Raw genomic sequence first — 13044 nt, 5'->3', positions numbered from 1 at the left:
AGAGTGCAGATATATGCAATTATGGATATCAAAGAAGATATTGAGGAATATGATCAATCATTGCTCGATATTCTCCTGAAAGATAGAACTACAAATCAAAATATAATATGGGCTACAAATGATTATTCAAAATTTGGCGATATGTATAAGGCCGAATGTGAAATTAAGGCACATCTAATTTCAAACCCTAAGAAAAAACTGATACAACCTAGAACAACTAAGAGTTACAAGAAAAAGAGTGTTCGAACAAGAGAAAAGGCTGAAGTCTTTACTCCTTCATGGATATGTAATGAACAAAACAATCTTATTGATGAGCAATGGTTTGGCAGAAAAAATATTTTTAATATACAAAAAAATAAATCATGGGAAGTAATAAATGAAAAAATTATCTTTCCAAATGAAAAGGGACGCACGTGGAAAAATTATGTTGATGCCAGAAGAATAGAAATCTCCTGTGGAGAGGCACCATATCTGGTCAGTCGATATGATACCGTTACTGGCGAAAAGATTGAATTACAATCCCGTATAGGTCTCCTAGACCGCAAAATGCGTGTAGTAAACGAAAATGTTGACAATGAAGATGAATGGATAAAATGGGCTGAACGAGCCTTTCAAAGTATATATGGGTATGAATATCAAGGCGATAACTTGCTTTTAGCCCGCGAAAATCTTTTATATACATATATTGAAAATAAGAAATTCAAATTTGGTCGAGAACCAGGTATAAAAGAATTGAAGCGAATTGCCACCATTATATCTTGGAATTTGTGGCAGATGGATGGCATTACATTTACAGTTCCATTATGTGATTTGCGGGGCTGGTATAGGCAATTATCACTATTTGATAGCATTGAAAACCTTCACAGTGACAAGGAACCTAAATATTGTAGAATTAAAGACTGGAGGTCAAAGGTTATCGTTGAATACAAATCTTTAGTAGGGGGTGCGAACTGATGGTTAGTTTATTTACACCATCTTTTGAATATAAGCTAATATATATCTTTGAAATAAGGGATGAAACCCATAAGGGATTACTAAAAATAGGCGATACTACTATTCAAACAGAGGAATCTATTGATAACCTTCCTCCAAATTGTAAAGCATTAAACCAAGCTGCAAAAACTCGTATTAAGGAATACACCAATACAGCAGGTATTTCATTTGAGCTTTTACATACAGAACTTGCTGTTCGTACTATAAAGGATGAAAAAGGAATGCCTGTTCTAAGGGCATTCAGAGACTACCATGTACATAGAGTGTTGGAAAACTCCGGCATCAAGAAAAAGCAGCTAAAAAACTCTACAAGTCGTGAATGGTTTAAAGTGGATATTAAAACCGCAATTAAAGCGATAGAGGCTGTAAAAAAAGGACAGTACAACCTTTCTAATGCCACATCGGATACTTTCACACCCATTGTGTTCAGGCCAGAGCAGGAAGCAGCTATTGAGAAGACATTAAAGCAATTTAAAAATGGCAATAGGATGTTATGGAATGCAAAAATGCGTTTTGGTAAGACATTATGCGCTCTCGAAGTAGTTCGAAAATCAAAGTTTAATAAAACTATTATTATTACACACAGACCTGTTGTCGATATCGGTTGGTTTGAAGATTTTGGTAAAATATTTCACGGAATGAATGATTATATTTATGGTTCAAAAAGCACCGGATATACCGTTGACCAATTGCTGAAATCCAATAAAAATTTTGTATACTTTGCCTCTATTCAGGATTTAAGGGAATCCAAGAGAGTCGGTGGTAAATACGAAAAAAATGATGATGTTTTTGATACTATGTGGGATTTTGTCATAGTTGATGAAGCCCACGAAGGTACAACTACGGCATTGGGAGATACTGTGATAAAGAATATTGTCAAAGAAGATAGTGGATATGAAACAAAATTCCTTGCTCTTTCTGGTACTCCGTTTAATATTCTGCGTGATTATGATGATAACATATATACTTGGGATTATGTTATGGAGCAAAGCCGCAAGCGTGAATGGGATAGTTTGCATTTTGGAGATTCAAACCCTTATGACGAATTGCCAGAATTAAGAATTTTTACATATGACCTAGGAAAAATCATAGCAGATAATCGTTATGTTGAGCTGGAAGATAAAGCATTTAATTTCCGTGAATTTTTTCGTGTGTGGACAGGAGATATGAAGATTGACCGTAAACCTCTCCCAGTAGGAGTAAAAGTAGGGGATTTCTTTCACGCAGAAGATGTATGGAGTTTTCTTAATCTGATTACCAAAGATGATAAGGACAGTCAGTACCCTTACTCTACTGAAGAATATCGCTCTTTATTTAAGCACTCACTGTGGATGGTTCCAGGTGTAAAGGAAGCAAAAGCTTTGAGTAAGATGATGAGAAAACATCCCGTTTTCGGTAATGGGGTTTTTGAAATTGTTAATGTTGCAGGAGATGGTGACGAAGAAGAAAAATCTGAAGATGCTTTAAAAAAGGTTCGCGATGCCATAGATAGTGCAGGAGAAGATGGTTATACTATAACACTTTCCTGCGGTAAATTAACTACGGGAGTTACTGTACCAGAATGGACAGCTGTATTTATGCTTTCAGGTTCATTCTCTACTTCTGCTGCAAATTACCTGCAAACAATATTTCGTGTTCAATCACCTTGTAATAAAAATGGAAAAATCAAACGTTATTGTTATGTATTTGATTTCGCACCAGATAGAACATTAAAGATGGTTGCTGAATCTGTTGCAATATCTACCAAGGCAGGAAAAGCAGATGAATCTGACAGACGCATAATGGGGGAATTTTTAAATTATTGCCCTGTTATTGCTGTTGATGGAACTGCTATGAAAAAATACAATACGAATAGATTGTTGCAGCAACTAAAACGTGCCTATGCTGAACGTGCGGTTAAGAATGGATTTGATGATAACAATCTATATAATGATGAATTGCTAAAACTTGATAATATAGATTTAGAAAAATTCAAGAATCTAAAAGGTATTGTAGGTGCATCCAAAGCAGCCCCCAAATCTAAAGATATCGAAATTAATCGTCAAGGCTTTACAGATGAAGAATACGAAGAAATTAAACGGATTGAGAAAAAAACCAAAAAAGAGCGTACTCCGGAAGAGGAAGAAAAATTAAAAGAAATAGCTGAGAAAAACAAACAAGCGGCAAATGCACGTTCTATTCTCCGTGGTATTTCTATCCGTATGCCTTTACTGATTTATGGTGCAGACATTAATTTTGATGAAGATATTACTATAGCAAAGCTGGTTGACATAGTAGATGATTCTTCTTGGGAAGAGTTTATGCCAAAGGGTGTGACTAAAGAAATATTTAAGGATTTTATCAAATATTATGATCCTGAAATCTTTGTAGCTGCAGGAAGAAATATTCGTAATGCTGTAAAAAGTGCTGATGAACTATCTCCAACAGAACGTGTACAAAAGATAGCACAGCTTTTCTCATACTTTAAAAACCCAGATAAAGAGACCGTCTTAACACCATGGAGAGTTGTAAATATGCATATGGGAGATTGCCTTGGTGGTTATAATTTCTACGATACGGAACACAATGAGCCCATAGAGGAGCCTAGATACATAGACCATGGTACAGTCACAGCAGATACTTTTGGTAATAAAGATACCAAGATACTTGAAATCAATTCCAAGACAGGTCTTTATCCGCTTTATGTAACATATAGCATTTTCCGTAACAAATGTGCTAATTACCTAGAAGATGAACTGACCGCTGACCTAGAAGAAAAACTTTGGAATGAGACGGTTCAGCAGAATGTGTTTATTATCTGCAAAACACCAATGGCAAAATCTATAACAAGGCGTACTTTAGTGGGATTTAAAGATGTTCCTATAAATTCACACTATTTTGATGATCTTATTAATATGTTGAAAAATAAACCCAAGCAGTTTATTAACAGAGTAAAAAAACCAAGCTATTGGAAAATAAAAGGAGAGAAAGAAATGAAGTTTGATGCAATTGTAGGTAATCCTCCATATCAAATTAGTGATGGCGGTTATGGTGATAGTGCTAAACCAATATATAATCTTTTTATCGAACAGGCAAAGGCACTTAACCCTAAGCATTTATCTATGATTATTCCTGCAAGATGGTATTCGGGCGGAAAAGGATTGGACTCTTTTAGAAAAAATATGTTGAATGATGACCAGCTAAATGTTATTCATGATTTTCTAGAAACATCTGATTGTTTCTCAAATGTAAATATCCGTGGTGGTGTTTGTTACTTCCTATGGTCTAAAGATAAGCATGATGACTGTACCGTTTATAATCATCAAAACAATACAGTAGTAAGCGTATTAAAGCGGCCTTTGTTAGAAAAAGACGCCGAAACATTTATTAGGTTTAATAAAGCTATAACTATACTTAGAAAGGTGCAAGCATTTCAAGAGCCGACTATGGACAAATTAGTAAGTTCAAGAAAACCTTTTGGTTTGGCTACAAATTTTAATGATTATGTAGTTACTAAAACAAAAGATAAGAATATTTATTTATATAGATTTGGCGAGAGTGGTTATGTCTCATTAAATCAAATTTCCAAAAATATTCAATGGGTTAATAGTATAAAAGTATTTGTGCCATATGCAAGCCCTGGTTCGGATGACTACCCACACCTTGTTTTATCGAAACCTATTGTGGCCGGAATTAACACAGTTTGTACAGAAACGTATTTAGTACTTGGGCCATTTGATAATGAAATAATCGCTAAAAATGTAACCAAATATATGAAAACAAAGTTTTTTCGTTTTATGATATTGCTTTTAAAGAGTGCACAGCACATAACCCAAAAAGTTTATGGTTTTGTTCCACAGCAAGATTTTACAAAAGAATGGAATGATGAAGCTCTATATGCGAAATATGGAATTACAGATGATGAAGTCGCTTTTATAAATACATTGGTAAAAGATGTTGATTGGAATTTGGATTAATAAAAACTTCTATTTGAAGAGCAGATATTCATAGTCAAAAATTTGGTGTAACTAAGTCAAGATAAAACCATTGTATATAAACAGGTATAAGATCAGATTCCTTTTCGAAGTTTAAATGTTGGAACAAGGGGTATTAGAAAGGATTAAAAGATGTCAACCATTAAGCACAATCTATTACCAAAACAGAAGCCCAGAAGGAACAACTTAAAAGTAAAGGTTGATTTATATGCTTACGCTACTGAACTATACAAAGAACTGTCCGCTATTGGTGTTATTACCCGAATTCAAAGTATTCCTCAACTTGGTGTAATCAGAGTTCAAAAGAAACTGAAAAAATCAAGATATGATTATACTATTTTGCAGCTTTATTTCCATCAGTTAATTAAAAAAGAATTACAACCAACTTTGAAGTATACATACAACAACCCAGTAAAAGCAAAAGAATTTGGTAAGAACATAAACTATTTATCTAAGAATGAAAAACCCACTGTTGGAGATATACTACAGATTCTAACACTTATTTATAACATTGGTCATTTTTACAATACATTCACTGCATCACGGGCTATTATTATGCTGGCAAATGAAGATGATCTGTTTTGTCAAAAACTGATTAATAGTTCACAAAATGAACGCTTTCAAAATTCTGCCTTGAAATTAATAGAGGAACGGAATTATCAACGGTTTCATCTATTAAATTCTCTACTTGTGTTAGAAAAATGTAATCAAAAAAAGCAAGCGGTACTACTAGCACAAGAAACCATATATGCATATATTAATGAGGATAACATTCCAATTGATAGCAAATTACATTATGTATTTCAGATTTTTCGTAACGTAAGGAATGTTTCCTATATAGCTTATGATTTACAAATAGCCAATACACCTTTTACAATTGATCTATGGAATGACGAAGCAATATTATTGTTATTTAGGGAACTTCTATCAAATTATAACAATCAATTGCCAGCTCACTATTTGATTCAATCGATTAGTAAATTACTTGACGATACGGTTTATAATGAAAATTCTAATGCAATATGTTATTACAGAATTTCTAGAAAGATGGTTTCTTCTTTAATAAATAATCAAGAGTTGTATAATCTAGATTACTATAAAGATTTATGGTTGAATATGAAAAGTGTCTTAAATATACAACATCGTCAGTCTCGGGATTATTTGAATGAATCCATCTTGAAATTAACATTTGATTCTACAGATAAGCAATTATCGCAAAAATTGTTAGAGGAATTAGAACATACTAACAATGTAAGGGTAGGTTATTATGATAGGCATTCTGGCGAAAGGACAATTCTTGTCTCGATAAAGAAGAACTGTAATAATAAGGTTTTTATTGCCTTACGAATATTAAGATCCGTAGTTAACATTTTAAGAAGTGTAACCATTCAGCTAGCAAGCGATGTGCGATATCTCTTGGCAAGTAAGTTTTTTATCTTCTATCTGTTTTTAGAGAATACAATCATAATAGAACCAACGGTTGATGAAAATGTTTGCGTTCTGTGTACTCGCGGAAAAAATAATCGAAAAGAAGAAATCAAGAAATTGCTTAGCACAGGTATGGGAACAGAGGATGAACGACATGAAGTAAATTTCCTTATTGAATGTCTGGAAAACGATACGAGAAATGATACGACTATAACTATACCTGCAAGTATATTAGTATATCAAAAGAATGCTCCGGGAAAGAAATTGTGTGAGTTCGACGGAATGATTATACACCCAAACCGTAAATCAAATCAGGTTATTCTATTGGAAGCAAAAAACACATCTAATGCACCATCTTATGCCAAGAAATGTTTATGTGAAAAATTAGATAAAATAGGATATACATATAATAAAGATAATATTAAAATAAAAGGTTATGATGCATACTTGAATCTGTCTATTGATGGAATAAAAACAACTAACACATAAAGAAAAAGACCACACAGGATTATAAAAACTCTTATGTGGTCTTTTTTGCCCCGCTTGAAGCTGTTCACTATAGTTTTTTTTCTTCAATCCCTAAGTGAACGCTTCTTTATAGAGCCGGTTTTCTATACATCTTATTTACTCACAGGAAGATATACTATTTTACCCAACAAATACTGCTTGAAAATGGATAAATCAATTGCATCGGTTGTCCCATCCAAATTAAGGTCAAGAAAATGTAAAATATCATTATTCAAAATTTTAATTCCTAAGAGATGTTGCTTCAACATTGCATAATCAAGGGCATCTATAACACCGTCCATGTTTGCATCACCGTAAATATTATTTTGAATTAAAGTAATTTTAAGTACTGGGTCTAATGCATCTCCGCTAAAATCAAAAGTCAAATCTATATTATCGGAAGGTTGTGCTGCAAGGTATTCTTTTGTAATTGTTACAATGTCCCCTGAAATAGTAAAATCTACATTTGGATTTAGAGGTACTGAACCATTCATTATTCCAGTAAGACTATTACCGTTTGAAATTATAGTTATCTTTAAATCCGTCGAAGATGTTCTGTCAAAGGTTACAGCGGATGGGCTAATTACTGGAGATTGAATAGAGCCCCCCGGCGTTGTATCTCCTACAGCAATGGATAAAACCGGGTCTACTCCATCACTGTAATCAAAAGTCAGTTTAGTTGTACCCATAGGCAGTCCCAACAAATATTCTTTTTTTATAATCAGTTTTGTGCCATTTTCTATTATGTAATCTTGTCCTTCTACTAACTTAGCTGATGGTCCATTTAATATTGCATTAAGTGTGTTACTTTTTGAATCAAGTGTTACAGCTATATCTGCAGCATTGGCAGGATTTTTATCAAATACTGCTACTGTTGGGGATATATCTGCACTTAATTCTGATTCAGGACCATATACTCCAATCTCCCAAATTGAATAAGGCCATTGGTAATTTATCCTCTGCATTCCGTATATCCTAAGGTAACGACCAGAACAAGAAAGGCTTATATCTTCTGTTTTTCCCGTTCCGTTATACTGTGTAATCACATCAGTCCATGTAGTACCATCGTCGGATACCTGAATTTTATACTGAGTTGCATATGCAGCTTCCCAACATATGATGAGTCTGTTTATTTCTTTTTTTGCACCAAGATCTACACATACCCAGTTGGGGTCTGAGACTTGCGAAGCCCATCTTGTTTCTAAATCACCGTCTACTACATTACTTTCATTGTTTTGAGTATTTTCTATAGATGAAGCTGTAACAGTTTTTTTATAGGCCAGATTTCCGTATGGCAGCGGTTCTTTTGGCAAAACCGGAGGTAAGTTTGACAGCATGGAGGCAGGCCTCTTGGCAATGTTTTTTACACTGTATTGATTATTAAGCATAACTTCCTTACCATAGTCGTTCAATGTATCAAAGGTACTATCTGAGGTCATATCCAAAAATGTCTGAGGATTGTTTCCGGGACCCCATTCCCACGGAAGGTAACCAATTTGATTTTTATAGCACTGTTCCATAATTGTTTCGTATGGTATTTTACCATTTTCAGTTTCGTCCCACTTATGTCCGAATTCACCAACAAGAAGAGGAAGATTCATATTCACTGATTCTGCAATTTCATCAATTACTTTTTGATCTGAATTTCCCCACATATATGGCCACCACATATGTACCGAGAACATTAAATTTTTATCAGGATCGGCATTTATGAGATAAGGGCCGCATGCTTGCAATATATTGATATCTTGCCCATAGCTGGAAGCATCAATAATCAGAGGTACATGAATTCCTGCCTCCCTCATTTTTTTAACAGCGGACTCGTAGTCTTTTTTAAAAGTTTCTTCTGCAACGGTTTGCCCTACTTCATTTCCTATGTTTACTAGTAAATACTCCTGATGCTTCTTAATTACTTCTACTATGTCAGGTCTTACCCAGTAATTTACAAGTGTAGGAAGCTTTGACCAGTCTCCCGTGGCATCGTGAAGTTCAACTATAGGAATCATGTGTTCAGCACGGCAATTACGGATAACGATATCCAAATCTTCCGCCGAACCGTCTATGCCCCATGTGATTCTTACACAATTTGCTCCTGTTTTTGCTATTTCCGCAAAAGACGGAACACCATCCTTATCAGTCCATATACACATTTTGTTTACACCATAGAGAATTACCTTTTCTCCTGTATTATCATAAAGAAATCTTCCTTCGACTCTAAAGCCAGGATGTGTTGAATCTATTGCTGCATTTACTGTCATAGGAAATATGAACATAGCAACCAGCAAAGATACTATTAAATACAATTTTTTCATATTGTTTATCCTTCCTTTCTTACTTTTAATATAGATGATTCTCTTTTATTCTCACTTTCGATTCACCTGTAACAAACTAACAAAATTATCCTCCTCTCTATGGAATTTGGCTGCGAAAAGTGATAGATTGGTTTGATATAGATAAATAGATTAATATATCTAATTTTACCATTAATTTGTTTAAAAGTACGAGAAAGGAATTCAGTATGAATTATTAATGTAAAAAAACTGCTTGAATTTATCTTTTTCAAGCAGTTTTTTACGGTTTTATCTTGTTTTATGATTATTATATAGCTATTACTCTTCCTCTAACTCATTTTTAGAGTTTTTCTCTTCCTTTTTATCTTGTATCTTTTCTACAATACCCGGTACCATATCAAGTAATTTGTCCAAACCGCCGGATTTCTTTATAGGAAGAAGTTCTACCTTGTCACTGCTTATAACCAGAACAGCTGTAGGAGAAATACTTGCTCCTGTTCCTCCTCCTCCGCCTTCTCCTCCCATGCCTTTTTCATCATTACCGGTACCTCCACCTATTCCAAGACCAAAGCTCATATTTATAAACGGTACCAATGTTACATCACCAATCTTTATAGGTTCACCCACTACTGTCTTTGTCTTTAAGAAATTTTCCAGTTTGTCAAAAATAACACTCACGCTTTCATTTAAATTGAAATTATTCGCCATTTTTTTAGCCTCCTATTAATTTTATACTTAATATTTTTATACAATATATTTTTGAAAGGCTTTGTAAAAACAAATTCTATTCCAACTAGTATTAAATAGAAAATTTGAATTCCTCCGCCAATTAAAAAGCTACCCTCTAGCATTTCGCCTTCAAAATTTGTCTGAATACGAATGCTGTCTTTATTAAAAATTGCAAAGCATACATTTTTTATAGCACATAGCAGGCCCGTGTACATTGGGTCTTCAAAACCTACTTTTGCATCTATTCTGAATTTGCTTGGTTTGAAATGGTTTAGTATTTTAAAAACTGATTTTAAGCACTGTACAAGCACTTCATATTTAATGTAACTGTATGCCGGCTTTTCCTTTGATTTCTTTACCTTTTTTTTTGTAATTTCCTGAGCTTCTTTTACTGACTTGTCTTCATTTTTCTTCTTAAAGCCATGTTTAAAGCCAAACCAGCTGAATTTTGTACCAAATCCATCTTGTGTGCTGTAGTTGAAGTTTATCTTAACAGCACCAAAAAGCCAATATGCATTGCCTTTTACAGAAATAGTCTCATACTTTGAGCCCTCTGCGTAGTATTTGAAAGGTACAAAAATAACTAATAAAACTAAGGCTGCAATAATCAAAAACATATATAAAATTATTTTAAGAGCTATTATAAGAGCTACCATTCATGCCTCCGTTTATATGTATTACTTGGCAATTATTTTTTTGACTCCTCGCTTTAATCCTTTTGATGCTTGCTTTAAAATTTTTGGAGCTTGCTTTGCCCCTGGCAAAAACTCAATAAATTTTCCTGTAGTTTTGACAGTTTCAATCTGCATTTCAATAATTTTCTTTGATGGGCTTTTCCTTTTCCCTAAAAAGGAGTCAATTATATCATCTCTCATGGTTTCCAACTCTGTCGGAATGTCAATTACATAATTACTTTTATCATCAAGGTCATAAAGCAACAGCTTTAACTCTGATAATTCTCTTCTACATTCCTTACATATTTTTAAATGATTTTCAACAAATATTTTTTCAAGGGGATCTATTGTACTCTCTAAAAAGTCCTGAAGCAATGAAGCATCTACTTTGTCACAGCTCATGTCTATACCTCCCAAATACCCAAGCTAATCATATTTTCCTTGATTGACTTTCTTGCTCTATGTATAAGTGTTTTTACAGTACCCGGCGGAAGCTTCATTACATTTGCAATTTCACTGTATTTCATTTGCTTTGCGTGTCTCAGCAGTACTACCATTCTCTCCCGCTCAGGAAGTCTTACAATTAATTGTTGAAGTATTTGCTTTGTATCTTTACATAAGACTGCATCATCTGTTGTTTCATTTGAGCCAATAATATTTTGTAGTTCATCTCCGTTTTCATTAGTTTCATTAAGAGATACGTTTGTTTTCTTACTTCTCAAAAAATTAAGGCACTTATTTACGGTAATTTTTTTAATCCAAGGCAGCAGAGAAAACTGTTCTTTGAATCCTTCCATTGATTTAAAAACAGATATGAAAACCTCCTGGGTTATATCCAAAGCATCTTCCTTATTACCGGCATAATGGAATGCTATGGTATAAACATATTTCTTATATCTGTCATAGACAAGTTCCAAACCGCGTCTGTTATTCTTTTTATATTCTTTCAGTATTGTTATATCCGAAACATCCAAATACTTTTTCCCACCCTTTTTATGTGCCTTGTCTATATATACACATAAAAATAAAAAAAGTTTTAGAAAAAGATAAATTTTTCTAAAACTTTTTTTAAAGATATATTTATTTTAAAATTTCGCCATTTGTTTCAATAATTTTTTTATATCGTAATGCCGACTGTTTTAGTGTACGGCTGTAATCACTATAATCTACATATACTAATCCAAATCGCTTTGCATATCCGTATGCCCACTCAAAGTTGTCAAGAAGTGACCAGTAAAAATATCCTCTTACATCGGCCCCGTCATCTATAGACTTTGACAGAGCAGAGAGATATTGATTCATATAATCTTCTCTTTGAGTATCATTAATTTTTCCGTCAGTGCTTATCCAGTCGTTATTTGCCATTCCATTTTCTGTAATGTATACAGGTAGATTATATCTTTCAGATATAAATCTAGTTACCCAGTACAGAGTTTCCGGTTTAAAAGACCATTCCATGGAGGTTTTACCTATGCCAACAGGCAGTTTAAGGTATCTGTATTTTTTATCCTCGCATGCTTCCACAATTGAACCAATATAAACATTTATTCCTATATAATCGAGAGGAACACAGATATCCTTCATGTCTTCCTGCCAACCTTTAGGAAGATATGGTATTAGCCTTTTCGGATACTCTCCTTTTATTGCAGGCTCAAAAAGGTCACCATATCCAAAGTCAATTGAATCCTCAGAACGCTCTCTGTCAAAAAGCACATTACGTGCAGCCTGCATGTCTGCTTCCCTATCAGATGCTGGTATTCCAACTTCTCCGCAGGATACCAACCCTACTTTCACTTCCCCTTTAGCATTTTCACGTATTGCTTTTGTAGCCAGTCCTAATCCCTTTAAATTATGATGCCATGCTCTTACAACCTGGTTTACCGGAAGCTTTAAGCCCGGTGCATGCCAACCTGTGCCGTAACCAAATCCAATGTAACATTGAGGTTCATTACTAGTTACCCAGTACTTTACTCTGTCGGAAAATAGTCTTGAACAAATTGCCGCATAATTTTCGAACCAACGAGGACTTTCAGGATTTAACCATCCGCCCTTATATTGGAGCTCCATGGGGTAGTCCCAGTGAAATAAAGTTACATATGGCTCAATACCATTTTCAATCAACTCATTAATAAGATTGTTATAGTAATTTACACCTTCCATATTTATTTCACCTATACCGTCAGGCAAAATTCTACTCCAACTGATGGAAAACCTGTATGCTTTAATACCAATCTGTTTCATAAGCTGTATGTCCTCGGAATACCTGTGATAGCTATCACAGGCAAAGTCCCCGTTATCGCCATCAGCTATTGTTCCTTTCATTCTGCAAAATTCGTCCCAAACAGACTCTCCTCTGCCACCTTCTTTTACAGCACCCTCAATCTGATATGATGCTGTTGCTGTACCCCAAACAAAACCTTCTCTAAATGCCATTAAATTAACACCAAC

Annotated in this window: 9 protein-coding genes; 3 read left to right on the top strand and 6 right to left on the bottom strand. The window is 34.2% G+C overall.

What is annotated here, in order from left to right:
• Positions 1–3 precede the first annotated feature (3 nt).
• The 3 genes from K412_RS0110465 (at position 4) to K412_RS0110455 (ending at position 6884) form a co-directional block, all read left to right on the top strand.
• A complete protein-coding gene (locus tag K412_RS0110465) occupies positions 4–954 on the top strand; it encodes a hypothetical protein (RefSeq protein WP_034847419.1) in 951 nt (316 codons plus the stop codon).
• Positions 954–4949, top strand: coding sequence for an Eco57I restriction-modification methylase domain-containing protein (locus K412_RS0110460; protein WP_024833068.1), 3996 nt, complete (start codon positions 954–956; stop codon positions 4947–4949). Before K412_RS0110465 ends, K412_RS0110460 begins: the two co-directional genes overlap by 1 nt.
• Positions 4950–5099: 150 nt before the next feature.
• Complete coding sequence (locus K412_RS0110455) at positions 5100–6884, top strand: hypothetical protein (RefSeq protein ID WP_024833067.1); 1785 nt, start codon at positions 5100–5102, stop codon at positions 6882–6884.
• A gap of 131 nt (positions 6885–7015) precedes the next feature.
• Here the strand turns inward: K412_RS0110455 and K412_RS0110450 are convergent, their stop codons facing one another.
• The 6 genes from K412_RS0110450 to K412_RS0110425 form a co-directional block, all read right to left on the bottom strand.
• Complete coding sequence (locus tag K412_RS0110450) at positions 7016–9214, bottom strand: X2-like carbohydrate binding domain-containing protein (RefSeq protein ID WP_024833066.1); 2199 nt, start codon at positions 9212–9214, stop codon at positions 7016–7018.
• A 297-nt stretch (positions 9215–9511) separates the two neighbouring features.
• A complete protein-coding gene (locus K412_RS0110445; RefSeq protein ID WP_024833065.1) occupies positions 9512–9901 on the bottom strand; it encodes a GerW family sporulation protein in 390 nt (129 codons plus the stop codon).
• A complete protein-coding gene (locus K412_RS0110440) occupies positions 9880–10578 on the bottom strand; it encodes a DUF2953 domain-containing protein (protein WP_024833064.1) in 699 nt (232 codons plus the stop codon). The genes K412_RS0110445 and K412_RS0110440 overlap by 22 nt, the downstream gene beginning before the upstream one ends.
• A gap of 21 nt (positions 10579–10599) precedes the next feature.
• Positions 10600–10998: a zf-HC2 domain-containing protein gene (locus tag K412_RS0110435; protein WP_024833063.1), complete on the bottom strand. Its 399-nt coding sequence runs from the start codon at positions 10996–10998 to the stop codon at positions 10600–10602.
• Positions 10999–11000: 2 nt separating this feature from the next.
• Complete coding sequence (locus K412_RS0110430; RefSeq protein WP_024833062.1) at positions 11001–11570, bottom strand: RNA polymerase sigma factor; 570 nt, start codon at positions 11568–11570, stop codon at positions 11001–11003.
• A 106-nt stretch (positions 11571–11676) separates the two neighbouring features.
• Positions 11677–13029, bottom strand: coding sequence for a GH1 family beta-glucosidase (locus K412_RS0110425; protein ID WP_024833061.1), 1353 nt, complete (start codon positions 13027–13029; stop codon positions 11677–11679).
• Positions 13030–13044: the final 15 nt, after the last annotated feature.

The organism is Ruminiclostridium josui JCM 17888 (genome assembly GCF_000526495.1).
Taxonomy (GTDB): domain Bacteria; phylum Bacillota; class Clostridia; order Acetivibrionales; family DSM-1351; genus Ruminiclostridium; species Ruminiclostridium josui.
This window is presented reverse-complemented; position numbering and strand designations above follow the sequence as displayed.